At 68.8% G+C, this 17,323-nt stretch carries 20 protein-coding genes; 11 read left to right on the top strand and 9 right to left on the bottom strand.

What is annotated here, in order from left to right:
• Window positions 1–39 precede the first annotated feature (39 nt).
• The 3 genes from AC11WY_RS13245 to AC11WY_RS13235 are packed head-to-tail and all read left to right on the top strand — an operon-like array spanning window position 40 to window position 2,124.
• Window positions 40–537 (top strand): transcriptional repressor, encoded by a 498-nt coding sequence (locus AC11WY_RS13245; RefSeq protein WP_482926234.1) that lies wholly within the window; start codon window positions 40–42, stop codon window positions 535–537.
• On the top strand, window positions 534–1,340 hold the full coding sequence (locus AC11WY_RS13240; RefSeq protein WP_482926232.1) for an ATP-binding cassette domain-containing protein: 807 nt from the start codon (window positions 534–536) through the stop codon (window positions 1,338–1,340). Before AC11WY_RS13245 ends, AC11WY_RS13240 begins: the two co-directional genes overlap by 4 nt.
• Entirely contained in the window at window positions 1,330–2,124 is a 795-nt protein-coding gene (locus tag AC11WY_RS13235) for a metal ABC transporter permease (protein WP_482926284.1), read from the top strand. The genes AC11WY_RS13240 and AC11WY_RS13235 overlap by 11 nt, the downstream gene beginning before the upstream one ends.
• Window positions 2,125–2,128: 4 nt before the next feature.
• Here the strand turns inward: AC11WY_RS13235 and AC11WY_RS13230 are convergent, their stop codons facing one another.
• Window positions 2,129–2,761, bottom strand: coding sequence for a DUF1523 family protein (locus tag AC11WY_RS13230; RefSeq protein ID WP_482926230.1), 633 nt, complete (start codon window positions 2,759–2,761; stop codon window positions 2,129–2,131).
• A gap of 10 nt (window positions 2,762–2,771) precedes the next feature.
• Entirely contained in the window at window positions 2,772–3,050 is a 279-nt protein-coding gene (locus AC11WY_RS13225) for a hypothetical protein (RefSeq protein ID WP_482926228.1), read from the bottom strand.
• A gap of 132 nt (window positions 3,051–3,182) precedes the next feature.
• On the opposite strand from AC11WY_RS13225, the gene AC11WY_RS13220 reads away from it, so the two are divergent.
• Both AC11WY_RS13220 and AC11WY_RS13215 read left to right on the top strand, forming a co-directional pair.
• Window positions 3,183–4,466, top strand: coding sequence for an acetylornithine deacetylase/succinyl-diaminopimelate desuccinylase family protein (locus AC11WY_RS13220; protein WP_482926226.1), 1,284 nt, complete (start codon window positions 3,183–3,185; stop codon window positions 4,464–4,466).
• 59 nt (window positions 4,467–4,525) lie between these two features.
• Entirely contained in the window at window positions 4,526–4,912 is a 387-nt protein-coding gene (locus AC11WY_RS13215) for a VOC family protein (protein WP_482926224.1), read from the top strand.
• Between the two features lie 4 nt (window positions 4,913–4,916).
• Here AC11WY_RS13215 and panC read toward each other — a convergent pair whose 3' ends face one another.
• Together panC and panB are read right to left on the bottom strand one after the other, a co-directional pair.
• A complete protein-coding gene (gene panC / locus AC11WY_RS13210) occupies window positions 4,917–5,768 on the bottom strand; it encodes a pantoate--beta-alanine ligase (protein WP_482926222.1) in 852 nt (283 codons plus the stop codon).
• Entirely contained in the window at window positions 5,765–6,604 is an 840-nt protein-coding gene (gene panB, locus AC11WY_RS13205; protein WP_482926220.1) for a 3-methyl-2-oxobutanoate hydroxymethyltransferase, read from the bottom strand. The genes panC and panB overlap by 4 nt, the downstream gene beginning before the upstream one ends.
• A gap of 145 nt (window positions 6,605–6,749) precedes the next feature.
• On the opposite strand from panB, the gene AC11WY_RS13200 reads away from it, so the two are divergent.
• From AC11WY_RS13200 to AC11WY_RS13190, 3 genes are all read left to right on the top strand, one after another.
• Window positions 6,750–8,222, top strand: a complete 1,473-nt coding sequence (locus AC11WY_RS13200) for an ABC transporter substrate-binding protein (RefSeq protein ID WP_482926218.1) — start codon at window positions 6,750–6,752, stop codon at window positions 8,220–8,222.
• Between the two features lie 35 nt (window positions 8,223–8,257).
• A complete protein-coding gene (locus AC11WY_RS13195; protein WP_482926216.1) occupies window positions 8,258–8,599 on the top strand; it encodes a cupin domain-containing protein in 342 nt (113 codons plus the stop codon).
• A 100-nt stretch (window positions 8,600–8,699) separates the two neighbouring features.
• Window positions 8,700–8,930, top strand: a complete 231-nt coding sequence (locus AC11WY_RS13190) for a GlsB/YeaQ/YmgE family stress response membrane protein (RefSeq protein WP_482926282.1) — start codon at window positions 8,700–8,702, stop codon at window positions 8,928–8,930.
• Between the two features lie 36 nt (window positions 8,931–8,966).
• Here AC11WY_RS13190 and AC11WY_RS13185 read toward each other — a convergent pair whose 3' ends face one another.
• The 4 genes from AC11WY_RS13185 to AC11WY_RS13170 form a co-directional block, all read right to left on the bottom strand.
• Window positions 8,967–10,172: an aminopeptidase P family protein gene (locus AC11WY_RS13185; RefSeq protein WP_482926280.1), complete on the bottom strand. Its 1,206-nt coding sequence runs from the start codon at window positions 10,170–10,172 to the stop codon at window positions 8,967–8,969.
• A gap of 248 nt (window positions 10,173–10,420) precedes the next feature.
• Entirely contained in the window at window positions 10,421–11,833 is a 1,413-nt protein-coding gene (gene gndA / locus AC11WY_RS13180) for an NADP-dependent phosphogluconate dehydrogenase (protein WP_482926214.1), read from the bottom strand.
• A complete protein-coding gene (locus AC11WY_RS13175) occupies window positions 11,830–12,726 on the bottom strand; it encodes an SMP-30/gluconolactonase/LRE family protein (protein WP_482926212.1) in 897 nt (298 codons plus the stop codon). Before AC11WY_RS13175 ends, gndA begins: the two co-directional genes overlap by 4 nt.
• Before the next feature lie 78 nt (window positions 12,727–12,804).
• On the bottom strand, window positions 12,805–13,752 hold the full coding sequence (locus AC11WY_RS13170) for a 2-hydroxyacid dehydrogenase (protein ID WP_482926210.1): 948 nt from the start codon (window positions 13,750–13,752) through the stop codon (window positions 12,805–12,807).
• An 89-nt stretch (window positions 13,753–13,841) separates the two neighbouring features.
• On the opposite strand from AC11WY_RS13170, the gene AC11WY_RS13165 reads away from it, so the two are divergent.
• The 3 genes from AC11WY_RS13165 to AC11WY_RS13155 all read left to right on the top strand — a co-directional run bounded on the left by AC11WY_RS13165 (window position 13,842) and on the right by AC11WY_RS13155 (window position 16,589).
• Window positions 13,842–14,597, top strand: coding sequence for an SDR family oxidoreductase (locus AC11WY_RS13165; protein ID WP_482926208.1), 756 nt, complete (start codon window positions 13,842–13,844; stop codon window positions 14,595–14,597).
• A complete protein-coding gene (locus AC11WY_RS13160; RefSeq protein WP_482926206.1) occupies window positions 14,597–15,088 on the top strand; it encodes a gluconokinase in 492 nt (163 codons plus the stop codon). Before AC11WY_RS13165 ends, AC11WY_RS13160 begins: the two co-directional genes overlap by 1 nt.
• A gap of 262 nt (window positions 15,089–15,350) precedes the next feature.
• Window positions 15,351–16,589 carry an aminopeptidase gene (locus AC11WY_RS13155; protein WP_482926204.1) on the top strand — a complete coding sequence of 413 codons (1,239 nt, stop codon included), beginning with the start codon at window positions 15,351–15,353 and terminating at the stop codon, window positions 16,587–16,589.
• A gap of 96 nt (window positions 16,590–16,685) precedes the next feature.
• On the opposite strand, the gene AC11WY_RS13150 is transcribed toward AC11WY_RS13155, so the two are convergent.
• Window positions 16,686–17,093 (bottom strand): (R)-mandelonitrile lyase, encoded by a 408-nt coding sequence (locus AC11WY_RS13150; RefSeq protein WP_482926202.1) that lies wholly within the window; start codon window positions 17,091–17,093, stop codon window positions 16,686–16,688.
• Window positions 17,094–17,323: the final 230 nt, after the last annotated feature.

The following is a 17,323-nucleotide window of genomic DNA, read 5'->3' as shown; positions in this document are numbered from 1 at the left end:
CATGTCAAGAGATGTAATATCGTAACATACGAGCCTGTGATGACCGCATCCCCCAACCCCGCCGCCGCGCTGGCCTTCGCGCATCATGACCACGCCCATTGCGCAGGCGCCGTGCTGGCGCGCGCCGAGGCCGCCAGCCTCGCCCGTGGCGCCCGGCTGACGCCGGTGCGGCGGCGCACGCTGGAGATATTGCTCGAGTCGCATCGCGCGATGGGGGCCTATGACGTGCTCGACCGGCTGGCGGCCGAGGGCTATGGCAAGCAGCCGCCGGTGGCTTACCGCGCGCTCGATTTCCTTGTCGAACAGGGCTTCGCGCATCGGATCAACCGGCTGAACGCCTTCACCGCCTGCATCCATCCGGGCGAGGATCACGCCGCCGCCTTCCTGATCTGCCGGGCCTGCAATGCGGTGGCCGAAGCACCCGCCGCCCGCGTCCGCGCCGCGCTTGATGCGGCGGGGGCCGAGATCGGCTTCACCGTCGAACGGGCCACGGTGGAGGCGCTTGGCCTTTGCCCCGCCTGCCGGGCCGCATCATGAGCCTGATCGCCGCCGAAAACCTCAGCATCCGGTTCGGCGGGGCGACCGTGCTGGAAGGGGTGACCATGTCGATCGAACCCGGCGAGATCGTCACGCTGGTCGGCCCGAACGGCTCGGGCAAGTCGACCCTGCTGCGCGCGCTGCTGGGCATCGTCGCGCCATCCGCGGGCAGCGTCAGCCGCAAGCCGGGGCTGCGCATCGGCTATGTGCCGCAAAAACTGCACATCGACGACGCCCTGCCGATGCCGGTGCGCCGCTTCCTGTCGCTGCCGCATCGCCATTCCGCCGCCGACATGGCCGCCGCGCTGACCCGCGTCGGCATGGCCGGAACCGAGACGCGGGGCATGTCCGATCTGTCGGGCGGCCAGTTTCAGCGCGTGCTGCTGGCCCGCGCGCTGCTGATGACGCCCGACATCCTGATCCTCGACGAGGCGACGCAGGGGCTGGACCAGCCCGGCGAGGCGTCGTTCTACCTGCTGATCGAAGAGGTCCGGCGCGACCTCGGCTGCGCCGTGCTGATGGTCAGCCACGACCTGCATGTAGTGATGGCGGCGTCTGACCGGGTGATCTGCCTCAACGGCCACGTCTGTTGTGAGGGCACGCCGCATGTCGTGTCGAACGCACCGGAATACCGGGCGCTGTTCGGGCTGGGCACGCAGGGCGCGCTGGCGCTGTATCAGCACCGGCACGATCACGACCATTCGCACGATCACGGGCACGGCCATGACCCCGCCCACCCGCACCATCTGCACGACGAGCCGCATGGGGCGCATGACCACGGGGCGCATGACCATGCTGAATGATTTCCTGGTGCGCGCCGCGCTGGCCGGGGTCGGGCTGGCGCTGGCGGCCGGGCCACTGGGCTGCTTTGTCGTCTGGCGCCGGATGGCCTATTTCGGCGACGCCACCGCCCATGCCGCGATCCTTGGCGTGGCGTTGGCGCTGGCGTTTTCCGTGTCGATCTTCACCGGCACGCTGGGGGTGGCGCTGCTGATGGCGCTGACCGTCTCGACGCTGGTCGGCCGTGGCTGGGCGATCGACACCACGCTGGGCGTGCTGGCCCATTCCGCGCTGGCCGTCGGCCTGATCGCGATCAGTTTCGTGCACGGCGTCCGGGTTGATCTGGAGGCCTATCTGTTCGGCGACATCCTCGCCGTCACGCGCACCGATCTGGTGTTCATCTGGGTCGGCGCGGCGCTGGTGCTGGGGCTGCTGGTCTGGCGCTGGTCGGCGCTGCTGACGGCGACGCTGAGCGAGGATCTGGCGCAGGCCTCGGGCGTTTCCCCGGCGCGCGAGCGGCTGGTGCTGACGCTGGCGCTGGCGGTCGTGGTCGCGGTGGCGATCAAGGTGGTGGGCGCGCTCTTGATCGCGGCGATGCTGATCATCCCGGCCGCCGCCGCCCGCGGCATCTCGCGCACACCCGAGGCGATGGCCGCCGCCGCCGTCGGCGTCGGCGCGCTGTCGGCGCTGATCGGGCTTTATGCCTCGCTGACGTTCGACACGCCCGCAGGGCCGTCCATCGTCGCGGCGGCGACAGCCTGCTTTGCGGTGTCGGTCCTGTTCGGCACGCTCCGGCGGCGGGCCTGAGGCGCTATCGCCCGAACATCCGCCGCCAGAACCCGCGCGCGCGGTCGTCGGCGTTGTCCCAGGCCTCCTCGGCATCCTCGACCATCGGGGCGATCGTGCGCTCGCGGAACTGCAACCACATCCGCCGGATCGCCAGCAGGATCAGCGCGAGAAGGGTCAGGATGATGGTGTTCGCCCAAGGAAACACCGTGGCATCGGGGCTGTCGACCGCCCGCACCCGCACCGCGTTCGGGAAGATCGTCAGGAACTGGCTGCGCCAGCCATAGCGCGTGACCATCACCCATTTCGGCGCCGCCTCGGTCGAGATCAGGTTGCTGGCCTCGGTCTGCAAGTCGAAGCTGTCGAGCTTGAAGTAGGGCGGCCAGCCCCAGCCGGTATCCTCGTTGCGAAACACCATCGGGCGGCCGTTCGGGCGGATCGTCTGGATGAACTTGATGTCGCGCCCGGTGCCCGAGGCGTTGGTGCCGCCGGTGCCGACATCCGGCACGGCATAGAACCAGGCGTTTTCGCCCATGTCGATGCGCTGGGTGTTGGTAGCGACGATCCGCACCACCTCGTGCTGCGGCAGCACGTAGTCGAAGAACAGGAACAGGATCAGCGCGATCAGCGCGTAGAATGTCCACTTCACGGTACGCATCACGACCCTCTCAGGTGAAATTCAGCAGATAGACAATGGCGGCAATCCCCAGGATCGGTACCACATAGACGCCCAAGATCAGCTTGTGCCGGAAGCCGTGGCGCCAAGTGCGCATCCCTTCGGCGATGAAGGCTGCGCGGGTCTCGGCATCGGCACCGGCGGGCGGGTTGTCATCCCACTCGCCCTCCAGCCGTTCGCGGCGGACCGAGGCGGCATAGGCCGAGACAATCAGGTAACCGATGGTCAGCGCAACCAGCCCGAAGACGGCAAGCCGGAAGAACGCGATCATCTTCCCCTCCCTCAGAACCGGCGATCTGCCCGACAGATGGGCACGCCCGCCCCTGCTTACTAGGGCTTTCGCCGCCGCGCGGCAACGCGCAACCCGTTGCAGGTCGCCCCGCTGCCGGTCTAGGCTCGCGCCATGCAGCCCGACGATGCCCCCCTGTTCGCCCAGATCGACGCCCGCCGCGCCGCGCTGATCGGCCTGACGCAAAGCCTGATCCGTATCCCCACGCTGAACCCGCCGGGGCTGAACTACCTTGAAATCTGCGAGTTCCTGGCCGGCTACCTGCAAAACGCGGGCTTCACCGTGCAGCTTCTGCGCGCCACCGGCGCCATCGCTGACAGCGACGAATACCCGCGCTGGAACCTGCTGGCCCGGCGCGAGGGCACGCGGCCCGGCGACTGCGTGCATTTCAACGGCCACCACGATGTCGTCACCGTGGGGCACGGCTGGACCACCGATCCCTTCGGCGGCGAGGTGAAGGATGGCCGCATCTATGGCCGGGGCGCCTGCGACATGAAGGGGGGCATCGCCACCGCGATCATCGCCGCCGAAGCCTTCATCGCGACCTACCCCGATTTCGGCGGCGCGATCGAGATCAGCGCCACGGCGGATGAGGAATCGGGCGGCTATGGCGGCGTCGCCTGGCTGGCCGAGCAGGGCTATTTCAGCCCCGACCGGGTGCAGCACGTCATCATCCCGGAACCGCTGAACAAGGACCGTATCTGCCTGGGTCATCGTGGCGTCTGGTGGGCCGAGATCGAGACGAAGGGGCGCATCGCCCACGGCTCGATGCCCTTCCTGGGCGACAGCGCAATCCGCCACATGGGCGCGGTGCTGGCCGAGATGGAGGAGGTGCTGTACCCCCTGCTGGCCGGGCGGCGCACCGCCATGCCGGTGGTGCCGGAAGGCGCGCGCAGTTCCACCCTGAACGTCAACGCGATCCACGGCGGCGAACCGGAACCGCCCGCAGGCTATACCGGCCTGCCCGCGCCGCTGGTGGCCGACCGCTGCCGCATCACCATCGACCGCCGCTTCCTGATCGAGGAGGACATCGGCGCGGTAAAGGCCGAGATCGCCGCGCTGATGGACCGGGTGCAGGCCCGCCGCCCCACCTTCCGCTACGAGATCCGCGACCTCTTCGAGGTGCAGCCGACGATGACCGACCGCGAGGCGCCCGTCGTTCGCTCCACCGCCGCCGCAATCGAGCGGGTGCTGGCGCGGCAGCCTGATTACGTGGTTTCGCCCGGCACCTACGACCAGAAGCACATCGACCGTATCGGGCGGCTGAAGAACTGCATCGCCTACGGCCCCGGCATCCTTGATCTGGCGCACCAGCCCGATGAATGGATCGGCATCGACGATATGATGGATTCCGCCCGCGTGATGGCGCTGGTTCTGGCCGAACTGCTGCTGCCCTGAAACGCGCCGCTTGAGCCGCGCCCCGAGTCGCCGCACACTCCGCGGCAGGAGGATCAGCCATGCTTGACCACATCGGCCTTACCGTCTCGGATTTCGCCCGCGCGCGCGCCTTCTACAGCGCCGCGCTCGCGCCCCTCGCGCTTGGCGTGGTGATGGAGGTGACCGCCGAACAGACCGGCGGCACCGCCCATGCCGGGTTCGGCGCCCCGGGCCAGCCGTTCTTCTGGATCGGCAGCGGCCCACACCGCTCGGGGCCGCTGCACGTCGCGTTCAGCGCGCCCGACCGCGCGACCGTTGCGGCCTTCCACCGGGCCGCGCTGGCGGCGGGCGGCACCGACAACGGCCCGCCCGGCCTGCGCCCGCACTACCACGCGAACTATTACGGCGCCTTCGTGCTCGACCCCGACGGCAACAACATCGAGGCGGTGTGCCACCTGCCGGAATAGCGCCCTACGCCGGATCGACGCCGATGTTGTCGATCAACCGCACCTCGCCCAGCCAGGCTGCCGCCAGCAGGCGGGCGGGGCGGTCAAGACGAGCCATCGGCACAAGGTCGGCCGCCCCGCGCAGGTCCAGATATTCCACGTCGCGAAAGCCCGCCGCGAGGATGGCGCAGCACGCCGCGTCCAGCGCGGCCGCGACCGGCGCCCCGGCCCGCATCGCCGCGCCCGCCCCGGTCATCGCGCGCGCCAGCGTTGGGGCCACCGCGCGCTCGGCCGCCGTCAGCCGCAGGTTGCGCGACGACAGCGCCAGACCATCGGCCTCGCGCACCGTGGGGTGGCCGATGATCTCGACGTCCAGGTTCAGGTCGGCCACCAGCCGCCGCACCACCTGCAACTGCTGCCAGTCCTTCTCGCCGAACCAGGCGCGGTCGGCGCCGGTCATCCCGAACAGCTTGGTCACCACGGTCGCCACGCCATCGAAATGCCCCGGCCGCCCCGCCCCGCATAGCCCCGCGCTGACCCCGGCGACGGACACCGTCGTGGAAAACCCGGCCGGGTAGACCTCGGCGGGCGGCGGCGCGAAGACCGCATCGACACCGATCGGCGCCAGCAGCGCCGCGTCGCTGTCCTCGGTGCGGGGATACTTCTCCAGATCGGCCGGGTTGTTGAACTGCCGCGGGTTGACGAAGATCGTCACGATCACCCGGTCGGCCCCGGCGCGGGCGGCGCGGGCCAGGCTCAGGTGGCCGTCGTGCAGCGCGCCCATCGTCGGCACCACGCCCACGCTTTGCCCGGCGCGCTTCCACCCGGCCACAAGGGCGCGCAGATCGGCCAGGCTACGCAGGATCGGCGGCGTCACGGGCGCGGTTCCTTCGTCGGCGCGGCCTCGCCGAACAGATGTTCCGGCGCGGGGAAACGGCGGGCGCGCACATCCTCGGCATAGGCGGCGATGGCGCGGTCGGCGGCTTCGCCCAGTTCGGCGTAGCGTTTCACGAACTTCGGGCGGAAGGTGGTGAACAGGCCCAGCATGTCGTCCACCACCAGGATCTGCCCGTCGCACCCGGCCGAGGCCCCGATCCCGATCGTCGGCACGGCAATCTCGGCGGTGATGCGGCGCGCCAGCACGTCGGGCACCTTTTCCAGCACCACGGCGAAGGCCCCCGCCTGCGCCACCGCCGCCGCATCGGCCGCGATCCGCGCGGCATCGGCGCCCCGCCCCTGCACCTTGTAGCCGCCCAGCGTGTTCACCGACTGCGGCGTCAGCCCGACATGGCCCATCACCGGCACGCCGCGCGCGGTCAGGAAGGCCACGGTTTCGGCCATCGCCACGCCGCCCTCCAGCTTCACCGCCGCCGCACCGGTTTCCGCCATCAGGCGCGCCGCATTGCGGAACGCCTGGGCCGGGCCTTCCTCGTAGCTGCCGAACGGCATGTCGATCACCAGCAGCGCGCGCGACACGCCGCGCGCCACCGCCTGCCCGTGCAGGATCATCATCTCCATCGTGACACCCAGCGTCGAGGGCAACCCGTGCAGCACCATCCCCACGCTGTCGCCCACCAGCACCACGTCGCAGTGCGGATCGACCAGCCGCGCCACCGGCGTGGTGTAGGCCGTCAGGCAGACCAGCGGCACCCCGCCCTTGCGGGCGCGCACGTCCTGCGGATTCGGGGCGGGCGTCGGTGCGGTCGCGCTCATGCGGGCAGTCTCTTCATCGGGGCCGGGACCGTCATACCTCTCCCGCCGCCGCAACGCCAGTTCCGCGTCGCGCAGCGGGGCTTGATCCGCCCTGGCAAGGGAACGATCATGCCGCAACCGCCCGTGTTCCGAGACAGGAAACCTCTTGGCCCTCAGACTGAAACTGACTGTCGCCATTCTTGCCCTTTCCGCCTCTGCCGCGCTGGCCGCGAAAGACTCGATCACCCTGGGCATGGTGCTAGAGCCGCCGATCCTCGACCCCACCGCAGGCGCCGCCGCGGCGATCAAGGAGGTGACCTACGCCAACATCTTCGAGGGGCTGACCCGGTTCGGCCCCGATGGCGCAATCCGCCCGGCGCTGGCGAAAAGCTGGGACGTGACGGACGATGGCAAGGTCTGGACCTTCCATCTGCAATCGGGCGTGACGTTCCAGGACGGCACGCCCTTTTCCGCCGATGACGTGAAATTCAGCTATGACCGCGCCCGCGGGACGGATTCGCCCAACGCGCAGAAGCCGAAATATGCCGGGATCGACAACGTGGACGTGATCGACCCGCTGACGGTGCGATTTACCCTGAAGGCGCCGGATGGCAACTTCACCTTCCTGACCGCGCTTGGGGATGCCGCCATCGTCTCGCCCAAGACCGTGGGCACCGATGCGACCGCCCCGATCGGCACCGGGCCGTTCAAGTTCGTCGACTGGGTCAAGGGCGACCACATCGACATCGCGCGCAACCCCGACTACTGGGGCACGCCGGTGAAGCTGGCCAAGGCCACGTTCAAGTTCATTTCGGACCCGAACGCCGCCTATGCCGCGATGATGTCGGGCGACGTCGATGCCTTCCCGAACTTCCCCGCGCCCGAGACGCTGGACCAGTTCAAGGCCGATCCGCGCTTTTCGGTGATCGTCGGCACCACCGAGGGCAAGACGATCCTCGCCATCAACAACCGCAACCCGCCGCTGGACAACGTGAAGGTGCGCGAGGCCATCGCCCATGCGATCAACCGGCGTGACATCATCGACGGCGCGATGTTCGGCTATGGCACACCGATCGGCACCCATTTCCCGCCCTACAACCCCGACTATGTCGACCTGACGGGGCTTTCCGACTACGACCCCGCGCTGTCGAAGAAACTGCTGGCCGAGGCGGGGGTGAGCAACCTCAAGCTGCGCCTGGCGCTGCCGCCGCCGACCTATGCCCGGCGTGGCGGCGAGATCATCCAGAACGAGTTGAAGGCGGTCGGCATCGACACCGAAGTGACCAACATGGAATGGGCGCAGTGGCTCGACCAGGTGTTCAAGCGGCATGACTTCGACCTGACCATCGTCAGCCATACCGAGCCGAACGACATCGATATCTACGCCCGGCCCGACTACTACTTCGGCTATGGCAAACCCGCGTTCGTCGCGCTGATCGACAAGCTGCAGGGCACCGTCGACCCCGCCGCACGGTCCGCGATCCTGAAAGAAGCGCAGACGATGATCGCCACGGATTTCGTCAACGGCTTCCTGTTCCAGTTGGCCAAGACCGGGGTTGCCAACGCCAAGATCCACGGCCTCTGGGCGAACGCGCCGGCGCAGGCGAACGACCTGACCGAGGTCTATTGGGACGAGTGACGCCACCGGCGCGCACCCCGGCCAATGGAGGATTGATGACCCACCTGCAACGCCTCACCACTGATGGCTTCGCCCCCGAAACCTCGCGCCCCGATGCGGCGAAGGTTCTGGCGGGCGATCCCGTCTTCACCACCTGGAGCATCGAGGAACGTCAGGGGTTGTTCTGCGGCCTCTGGGAATCCTCGCCGGGAAAGTGGCGCATCGCCTATGACGAATGGGAATACTGCCGCATCCTGAGCGGGGTTTCGGTGCTGACCGAGGATGGCCAGCCGCCGGTGACGGTGCGCGCGGGCGACAGTTTCATGATCCGGCCCGGCTTCACCGGCACCTGGGAGGTGCTGGAAACCACCCGCAAGGATTACGTCATCCGGGTCTGACGCCAGGCGCGCATTTTCCCCGCGCATCCATCGGGAAAGCGGCTATGGTAGCGCCACAACAGGCAATTTCGTCAGGAGGAACACCTTGAGCATTCTCATCATGCTGATCATCGGCGCCATCGCGGGCTGGCTGGCGGGGCAGATCGTCAGCGGCTACGGCTTCGGCCTTGGCGGCAACATCGTCGTGGGCATCGTCGGCGCGATCGTTGCGGGACTGTTGTTCCCGCTCATCGGACTGGGGTTCGGCGGCGGCGTGCTCGCCGCGATCATCCACGCCACGATCGGCGCGGTGATCCTGCTTTACCTGATCCGCGTCATCAAGAGCGCCTGAGGCAATGGCGCCCCCTTGCGGGGGCGCCACCATCGCTCAGCCGACGACGTTGAACTCCGGCCCGTAGGGATAGTGGGTGATGTCCTCGGCGCCGTCCTCGGTGATCACCAGAATGTCGTGCTCGCGGTAGCCGCCCGCGCCGGGCTCGCCCTGCGGGATCGTCAGCATCGGTTCCATCGAGATCACCATGCCGGGTTCCAGCACGGTGTCGATATCCTCGCGCAGTTCCAGCCCGGCCTCGCGACCGTAGAAATGGCTGAGCACGCCGAAGGAATGGCCGTAGCCGAAGGTGCGGTATTGCAGCAACTGGCGTTCCGACAGGAAGTCGTTGATCTGCGCGGTCACGCCCGAGCAACTGGCGCCGGGCTTCAGCAGGCTCATGCCGAATTCATGGGCGGCAATGTTCGCCTCCCAGATCCGCAGGCTGGCGGGGTCGACTTCGCCCACGAACATCGTCCGTTCAAGGGCGGTGTAATAGCCTGAAATCATGGGAAAACAGTTCAGCGAGAGGATGTCGCCGCGCTGCATCGCCCGCCCCGTCACCGGGTTGTGCGCGCCGTCGGTGTTCAGCCCCGACTGGAACCAGACCCAGGTGTCGCGGTATTCGGCGCCCGGAAACCGCTTGGCGATCTCGGCCTCCATCGCGTTGCGGCCGGCCATCGCCACGTCGATCTCGCGCGCGCCGACCTTGACCGCCTCGCGGATCGCATAGCCACCGACGTCGGCCACATTGGCGCCCGCGCGGATCAGGTCGATCTCGGCCGAGGATTTCATCATCCGCTGCGCCATCGTGGCGGGGGCGATGTCCATGCCGCGCTTGGGTTGCAGGAAGGCGTTCAGCTTTTCCGATTGCAGCAGCGTCAGGTGATCGGCCTCGCAGCCCACCGCCTTGCCAGTGCCGATCACGCTGGCGATGGCGCGCCAGTAGTTGTCGCGCTTCCAGTCGGTGTAGGTGATGTTGTCGCCGTGGCAGCGCCGCCAGGGCTGGCCCGCGTCGATGCCCGCAGAGATGGTGACGCAATCTTCTTTTGTCACAACAAGGGCATAGGGCCGCCCGAACGAGCAATACAGAAAGCCCGAGTAATAGGCGATGTTGTGCATCGAGGTCAGCACGGCGGCGTCGAGCGAGTGCAGTTCCAGGATGTCGCGCAGACCGGCGAGGCGTTCGTCGTATTCCTCGGGCGCGAAGGGAAGGGCGACCTTGTCGCCGTTGTGAAAGCGGTAGAATTCCGGGCGTTCGATCATCATTTCAGACCTCATGGGCCGGGGTCTGCCTGTGTGCCGGACCCCGAAAGGTCCCGGCGTACAGGACGGTGGCGGGTGATCCGCAAGCGGTGGGGAAAGCCCCCTGTGGCGACGCCATCGCCACGGCTCGGGGTGCAGAATGCCCTGCGGCGCGGGGCAAGGCAAGAGGCCGAAAGCGGGCAAAACCGGGATACCGATCTTGCACCGAAAAGGCACCGAAAACACACCGACGTTGTGCCGATGCGCTAGCCGTGGCTGCCCCAGGGGCCGTGGTGGCTGTCGGCGGCGTCGAGCCGGTCGAAGCCGTGCGCGCCGAAGAAGTCGCGCTGACCCTGGATCATGTTCGCGGTGCCGCGGGCGGTGCGCATCATGTCGAAGTAGGCCAGCCCCGCCGACAGCGCGGGCATCGGCAACCCGTGCACGGCGGCGGCGGCGGTGGCGTTGCGCAGCGCGACATGGGTGGCGATCAGCCGGTCGGCGAAGGCCGGGGCCAGCATCAGGTTGCGGTCGGGGGCGTCGGTCAGCGCCGAGGCCATGTCGTTGAGCATCGCCGAGCGGATGATGCAGCCCTCACGCCAGACCCGGGCGATGTCGGGCAGCGGCAGCGGCCAGCTAAAGGCGGCGGCGGCGGCCGAGATCATCGCGAAGCCCTGCGCGTAGCACAGGATCTTGCCGCAGATCAGCGCCTGTTCCAGCGTGTCGATGGAGAGCGCGCCGGTGCCGAGGCGGGCGGGGGCGGCGCCAAAGAGTGCCTGCCCCGCCTGCCGTTCGGTCAGCCGGGCCGAGATGTTGCGGGCGGCGACGGCGGCCTCGATCACGGTGATCGGGGCGGCCAGATGCTGCGCCTCGATCGCGGTCCAGCGGCCGGTGCCCTTCTGCCCCGCCTTGTCGAGGATCATGTCAAGGATCGGGCCATGACCGATCGGATCGGCCGCGGCGGCGACTTCGCCGGAGATCTCGATCAGGTAGGATTGCAGCGGGCCCTTGTTCCAGCGGCGGAACACGGCGGCGATCTCGGCGGCCGTCAGGCCCATGCCGTCGCGCATCACGCCGTAAACCTCGGCGATCATCTGCATGTCGGCGTATTCGATGCCGTTGTGCACCGCCTTGACGAAATGCCCGGCGCCGCCCGGCCCCATCCAGGTCGCGCAGGGCGTGCCGTGGTATTTGGCCGAGATGGCTTCGAGGATCGGGGCCACCCGGTCCCAGTCCGCCCGCGCGCCGCCGCCCATGATCGAGGGGCCGTGGCGGGCGCCCTCTTCCCCGCCCGACACGCCGATGCCAAGGAAGCGCGGCCCGCCCTTGGCGGCGTTCGCCGCGCGGCGGTCGGTGTCGTGGAAGTTGGCGTTGCCCGCGTCGATGATCATGTCGCCGGGCGACAGCAGCGGGGTCAGCGCGGCGATCTCGTCATCCACCACCGGCCCGGCCGGGACCATCAGGATGATCGCGCGCGGCGGCTTGATGGCGGCGACCAGATCGGCCAGCGACTCGGTGGGGGTGATGCGGGCGGCAAGGTCGCCTGCCCCGGCATGGAAGGCGCGCGTGGTGGCCACGGTGCGGTTCCAGACTGCGATGGGAAAGCCCTTCTCGGCGATGTTGAGCGCGAGCATGGCGCCCATCGTTCCAAGGCCGATCAGCCCGATTTCTGCCTGGCTCATGGCTGTTGCACCCCTTTGCGGTTGAGAATGACGGAATAGATGCTGGTCGTGGCGGTGATGAAAAGCTGGTGTTTGGCGTGGCCGCCGAAGCAGAGGTTCGAGACGACCTCCGGCACGAGGATCTTGCCGATCAGGTGGCCGTCGGGCGCGATGCAATGCACGCCGTCGCGGGCCGAGGACCAGATGTTGCCGTCGGTATCCGCGCGGATGCCGTCGGCGCAACCCGGCGCGATGCTGTGGAAGACGTCGCCACCGCTCAGGCGCCCGTCGGCGCCCGCGTCGAAGGCGCGGATGTGCTGCGGATCCTTGGCGAACATGCGGCCGGTGTCGGCGACGTAAAGGCGGGTTTCGTCGGGGCTGAAGGCAAGCCCGTTGGGGCCGGCGACATCGGTCAGGACGGCGGTGATGCCGCCCGAGGGATCGACCCGGTAGACGTTGCAGGGCAGTTCCTGTTCGGCCTGAAACCCTTCGTAATTCGTCATGATCCCGTAATGCGGATCGGTGAACCAGATCGCGCCGTCAGAGGCGACGATCACGTCATTGGGCGAGTTCAGCCGTTTGCCCTGATAGCTGTCGGCGATGACGGTGACGGCGCCGTCAAGCTCGGTCCGCGTCACGCGGCGCAGGCCGTGTTCGCAGGACACCAGCCGCCCCTGCCGGTCGCGGGTGTTGCCGTTCGAATGGTTCGAGGGCGCGCGGAAGGTGGTCAGGCCGTGGCCGGGCGTCCAGCGCAGGATGCGGTTGCCGGGGATGTCGGAGAACAGAAGGCACCCGGCGTCGCCGAACCAGACCGGCCCCTCGGCCCAGTCGAAGCCGGTGGCGATCTGCTTGAGGGGTGCGTTGCCGATGACGTAGGCGGCGAAGGCCGGATCAACGATTTCGAAGAACGACATGGGGCACCTCCGCCCTTGCCGGGCATTGGCGCGAGTTAAACCCCATTGCGCGCGCGGTGCAACGGCGGATGTTTGCGCTCACACAACCGCGCTTGGCAGTGGGCGGCCTGCGAAATGGGCGGCAAGGTTGGCGCGCATCACCTGACCCATGGCGCGGCGCGTTTCCACCGTGGCGGAACCGTGGTGGGGTTGCAGCAGCACGTTCTGCAGCGGCAGGAAGCGCGGGTTGACCTGCGGTTCTCCCTCGAACACGTCGAGCGCGGCGCCGGCGATGGTGCCCGCCTCCAGCGCGTCGAGCAGGGCGGATTCGTCGATGTTGGCGGCGCGGCTGATGTTGATCACGCGACCCTCGGGGCCGAGGGCCTGCAGCACGTCGCGGCCGACGATGTGGCGCGTCTCGGCCGAGGCGGCGAGGGCGACGAAAAGGTGATCGGACTGCCGCGCCAGTTCCACCGGGTCGGGGACGTAGGTCCACCCGGTCGGCACCTCCTTGGGGCTGCGGGCGGAATAGGCGATCGGCATCCCGAAGGCGGCACAGCGCTGCGCGATCGCCAGGCCGATGCGGCCAAGGCCGAGGATGCCCGCGCGGGCCCCGGTGATGCGGCGGCGCAGCGGCGGGCCGCCAGTGGCCGCCCAGGCGCCGCTGCGCACATTGGCATCGGCCGCCACGACACCGCGCGCCAGCGCCAGCATCATCGCCACGGCAAGGTCGGCCACATCGTCGGTCAGCACGTCGGGGGTGTTGGTCACGCGGATGCCACGGGCGCGGCAAACGGCAAGGTCCACCGCGTCATAGCCGACGCCATACACCGCGACGATCTGCACCTGCGGGCAGGCAGCGAGGATATCGGCGCTGACGCCGCGCCCGCCGTGAGTGGCGATGGCCAGCACCTGCGGGCCGACCCGCGCCAGCAGCGCAGGCAAGTCGGGCGCGTCGAAATAGCGGTGCACGGCGAAGGCCGCGTCGAGCGGGGCCTGATCCGCCTCGGGGTAGGGCACGAGTTGCAGCAGGGCGGGCTTGGGCACGGGCGCGGGTTCCGGCGCTTGACGTTGCGGGGTGGCGATACCTAAACGGGAGAGGCCGCGGGTGTCGAGGCGGAAAGCAGGAGGCGCGGATGGGAAGTGATCTGTTCGACTTGAGCGGGCGGCGTGCGCTGGTCACGGGGTCGTCGCAGGGCATCGGGATGGCGCTGGCGCTGGGGCTGGCCGGGGCCGGGGCCGAGGTGGTGCTGAACGGGCGCGACGCGGGCAAGTTGGCCGCTGCGGCGCAAGCGGTCGGCGGCGCGCGGGTGCTGGCTTTCGACGTGACGGATCACGCGGCGGCGCGCACGGCGGTGGACGGGTTCGAGGCCGAGGCGGGGCCGATCGACATCCTGGTGAACAACGCCGGGATGCAGCATCGCGGCCCGCTGGAGGAGTTTCCGGCAGAGGCGTTCGAGCGGCTGCTGCGCACCAACATCTCCAGCGTGTTCAACGTGGGGCAGGCCTGCGCGCGGCACATGATCGCGCGCGGGCGCGGCAAGATCATCAACATCGCCTCGGTGCAGACGGCCCTGGCGCGGCCGGGGATCGCGCCCTACACCGCCACCAAGGGCGCGGTGGGCAACCTGACCAAGGGCATGGCGACGGACTGGGCCCGCCACGGGCTGAACTGCAACGCCATCGCGCCGGGCTATTTCGACACGCCGCTGAATGCCGCCCTGGTGGCCGATCCGGTATTTTCGGGCTGGCTGGAAAGGCGGACACCGGCCGGGCGCTGGGGCCGGGTGGAGGAGCTGGTGGGGGCCTGCGTGTTCCTTGCCTCCGAGGCGTCATCGTTCGTCAACGGCCATGTGCTTTACGTCGACGGCGGCATCTCGGTGTCGCTGTGATGCGGGTGGTGCTGATGGGGGTGGCGGGGTGCGGCAAATCCACCGTCGGGGCGGCGCTGTCGGTGCGGCTGGGGGTGCCCTACCGCGACGGCGACGACCTGCACTCGGCCGCCAATATCGCCAAGATGCGCCGGGGCGAGCCGCTGACGGATGCCGACCGGGCGCCGTGGCTGCGCGCGGTGGGCGCGGCACTGCACGACGGCGCGCCGCTGATCATCGGCTGTTCGGCGCTGAAGCGGCAGTATCGCGACCTGATCCGGGCCGAAGCGGGCGGGCCGGTGACCTTCGTGCACCTGGCGGGCAGCCGGGCGGTGATCGCGGCACGGATGGCGGCGCGGACGGGGCATTTCATGCCCCCCGCGCTGCTCGACAGCCAGTTCGCTGCGCTGGAACCGCCGGGGGCGGATGAGAATGCGGTGACGGTGAGTATCGACCAGCCGCTGGATGCGCTGGTGGAGCGGGTGGCGGGGGCGGTGGAGGGGCGAGGCTAGGCGCCCCTTGCCCGGAATCAATGGCGAAGCCCGCCGGGCAGCGCCCGACCGCCCCCTGGGCGGGCGCTGCCGCTGCGTCGGCGCAGGGCACGAGGTTGGGGGATGCCGCACCATAAAGTGCAGACTATCCGCCTTGCGGCGCCCACCCGCGATCGGGCGCCGCCCTCTGTTGCGCGATCGCGGCTTGGCGCTCCCGCCCGCATTGACCTCGCCCGCCGCCGGATTAAGGTCTGCGCACAGCATTCTCCGAAAGGCCCGCGCCATGCCCAAGAGCCCGATCGACCCCGACAAACTCGACCGCCTCGCCGAGGTTGCGGTGCGGGTCGGGCTGAACCTGCAACCGGGGCAGGATCTGCTGCTGACCGCGCCCTCGGCCGCGCTGCCCTTCGTGCGGCGGATCGCGGTTCATGCCTACAAGGCGGGCGCCGGTCTGGTGACGCCGATCCTGTCGGATGAGGAGGTGACGCTGGCGCGGTTTCGCAACGCGCCGGATGCCAGCTTCGACCGGGCGGCGGGCTGGCTTTACCGCGGCATGGCCGAGGCATTTTCCGGCAATACCGCGCGCATGGCGGTGGTGGGCGACAACCCGATGATGCTGTCGGCCGAAGACCCCGACAAGGTGGCGCGGGCGAACAAGGCCAATTCCATCGCCTACAAACCGGCGCTGGAGAAGATCTCGGGCTTCGACATCAACTGGAACCTGACCGCCTGTCCGAACCCGGCCTGGGCGCGGCTGGTGTTCCCCGACCTGCCCGAGGATGAGGCCACCGCCAAGCTCGCCGAAGCGATCTTTGCCGCCTCGCGGATCGAGAATGGCGACCCGGTGGCGGCCTGGGCGGCGCACAACGCCAACCTGCGGACGCGAACGAAATGGCTGAACGGGCAGCGGTTTTCGGCGCTGCATTTCACCGGACCGGGCACCGATCTGACGGTCGGGCTGGCCGATGGGCACGAATGGCACGGCGGCGCCTCGACCGCGAAGAACGGCATCACCTGCAACCCCAACATCCCCACCGAAGAGGTGTTCACCACCCCCCACGCGCTGCGGGTGGAGGGCCATGTCTGCGCCACCAAGCCGCTGTCGCATCAGGGCACGCTGATCGAGAACATCGCGGTGCGGTTCGAGGCCGGGCGGATCGTCGAGGCCAAGGCGACGAAGGGCGAGGCAGTGCTGCTGAAGGTGCTGGACAGCGACGCGGGCGCGCGGCGGCTGGGCGAGGTGGCGCTGGTGCCGCATTCCTCGCCGATCTCGCAGTCGGGGCTGCTGTTCTACAACACGCTGTTTGACGAGAATGCCGCCTGCCACATCGCGCTGGGTCAGTGCTATTCCAAGTGCTTCCTCGATGGCGCAACGCTCAGCCCCGAACAGATCGCGGCGCAGGGCGGCAATGCCAGCATGATCCACATCGACTGGATGATCGGGTCGGACCGGATCGACATCGACGGCATCGCGGCCAATGGCACAGCCATGCCGGTGTTCCGCAAGGGCGAGTGGGCCTGAGGCACCGAAAGCGAATTGGGTTTAGCTTGAATCAGGTTTCGCCCCAAGACTTGGGCGAATCCCGATGTTTCCACGTCAGATAAAACGCAATTCGCTCTATGCCTCGGGGGGCACGGCGTATTGATCGTCGGTGACGTGTTCCAGCCAGTCGGCGGTGCTGCCCGCCAGCGCCTCCTGCATCGCCAGATGGCTCATGCCGTTGGCGGGGGCGGCGCCGTGCCAGTGCTTCTCGCCGGGGCCAAACCAGATCGTGTCGCCGGAGCGGATGACGCGAACCGGGCCACCCCAGCTTTGCGCCAGCCCCAACCCGGAAAGGACCAGCAGCGTCTGGCCCAGCGGGTGGGTGTGCCAGGCGGTGCGCGCGCCCGGCTCGAAGGTCACGACGACGGCGCGCAACCGGGCGGGTTCGGGCGCTTCGATCACCGGATCGGTCCGGACGGCGCCGGTGAAATAGCTGGCCGGGCCCTTGCCCGAGGGTCGCGATCCGCTTGTCTTGATGTCCATCCGAACTGCCTCCGCCGATGCTGTGCCGCGCCAGTGTCGGGCATGTCGGGCGGGGCCACAAGGTCGCTGCGGGCCTACCGCTTCAGCCACGTCCGGAACGCCTCGGCGTAGTCCGGGTGCCAGCGCGACAGCGGCGGGCGGTTTTCCACGATGTCACCGGCGGCCCAGAGGATGCGTTTCTCGTCGGTCGCGCGGTCCACGTCGTTGTCGGGGCACAGGATGTAGAAATC

It is taken from the genome of Solirhodobacter sp., from assembly GCF_964715405.1.
The sequence above is the reverse complement of the archived record's forward strand: the minus strand, read 5'-3'. Positions and strand labels throughout refer to the sequence as shown.

Excerpts from the sequence above, each read along its gene's own strand:
- AC11WY_RS13160 (WP_482926206.1), top strand. The coding sequence starts at position 14,597 with ATGCGGGTGGTGCTGATGGGGGTGGCGGGGTGCGGCAAATCCACCGTC.
- AC11WY_RS13175 (WP_482926212.1), bottom strand. The coding sequence starts at position 12,726 with ATGTCGTTCTTCGAAATCGTTGATCCGGCCTTCGCCGCCTACGTCATC.
- AC11WY_RS13235 (WP_482926284.1), top strand. The coding sequence starts at position 1,330 with ATGCTGAATGATTTCCTGGTGCGCGCCGCGCTGGCCGGGGTCGGGCTG.
- AC11WY_RS13150 (WP_482926202.1), bottom strand. The coding sequence starts at position 17,093 with ATGGACATCAAGACAAGCGGATCGCGACCCTCGGGCAAGGGCCCGGCC.
- AC11WY_RS13230 (WP_482926230.1), bottom strand. The coding sequence starts at position 2,761 with ATGCGTACCGTGAAGTGGACATTCTACGCGCTGATCGCGCTGATCCTG.
- gndA (WP_482926214.1), bottom strand. The coding sequence starts at position 11,833 with ATGAGCCAGGCAGAAATCGGGCTGATCGGCCTTGGAACGATGGGCGCC.
- AC11WY_RS13240 (WP_482926232.1), top strand. The coding sequence starts at position 534 with ATGAGCCTGATCGCCGCCGAAAACCTCAGCATCCGGTTCGGCGGGGCG.
- AC11WY_RS13195 (WP_482926216.1), top strand. The coding sequence starts at position 8,258 with ATGACCCACCTGCAACGCCTCACCACTGATGGCTTCGCCCCCGAAACC.
- AC11WY_RS13155 (WP_482926204.1), top strand. The coding sequence starts at position 15,351 with ATGCCCAAGAGCCCGATCGACCCCGACAAACTCGACCGCCTCGCCGAG.
- panB (WP_482926220.1), bottom strand. The coding sequence starts at position 6,604 with ATGAGCGCGACCGCACCGACGCCCGCCCCGAATCCGCAGGACGTGCGC.
- AC11WY_RS13190 (WP_482926282.1), top strand. The coding sequence starts at position 8,700 with ATGCTGATCATCGGCGCCATCGCGGGCTGGCTGGCGGGGCAGATCGTC.
- AC11WY_RS13165 (WP_482926208.1), top strand. The coding sequence starts at position 13,842 with ATGGGAAGTGATCTGTTCGACTTGAGCGGGCGGCGTGCGCTGGTCACG.
- AC11WY_RS13215 (WP_482926224.1), top strand. The coding sequence starts at position 4,526 with ATGCTTGACCACATCGGCCTTACCGTCTCGGATTTCGCCCGCGCGCGC.
- AC11WY_RS13245 (WP_482926234.1), top strand. The coding sequence starts at position 40 with ATGACCGCATCCCCCAACCCCGCCGCCGCGCTGGCCTTCGCGCATCAT.
- AC11WY_RS13225 (WP_482926228.1), bottom strand. The coding sequence starts at position 3,050 with ATGATCGCGTTCTTCCGGCTTGCCGTCTTCGGGCTGGTTGCGCTGACC.
- AC11WY_RS13220 (WP_482926226.1), top strand. The coding sequence starts at position 3,183 with ATGCAGCCCGACGATGCCCCCCTGTTCGCCCAGATCGACGCCCGCCGC.